We start from the raw sequence: 240 nt of genomic DNA, 5'->3' as shown, positions 1-240 counted from the left end.
TCTGCCGGAGTGAAGTTGATCGAATAGTTTCCTCCAGCGTCAATAGTTCCCTGCTGGATTGCATACATTCCCACATCATCTCCAGCCATTCTAGTCAAAGCACCGGTAACAACAGCTCCTTGAATATCTCCGTTCTTTAATCCTGCAACTTGATAGCTGAATACAGGATCTGGATCTCCATAGACTTTGCTCTGCCCTGCATCTGCGGTAATATCTAAAGTTGCTTTGGTGATCTCAAAA

Annotated in this window: 1 protein-coding gene; it reads right to left on the bottom strand. The window is 44.6% G+C overall.

Translation table 11 applies throughout. The annotated features are described in order from the left end of the window. On the bottom strand, window positions 1–240 hold a 240-nt coding region (locus O0V13_RS21625), incomplete at both ends, for an MBG domain-containing protein (protein ID WP_268037090.1).

Origin of the sequence: Algoriphagus sp. PAP.12, from assembly GCF_026652115.1 — a bacterium.
Taxonomy (GTDB): domain Bacteria; phylum Bacteroidota; class Bacteroidia; order Cytophagales; family Cyclobacteriaceae; genus Algoriphagus.
Note: the sequence above shows the minus strand (reverse complement) of the source record. Positions and strands in the feature narration are given on the sequence as shown.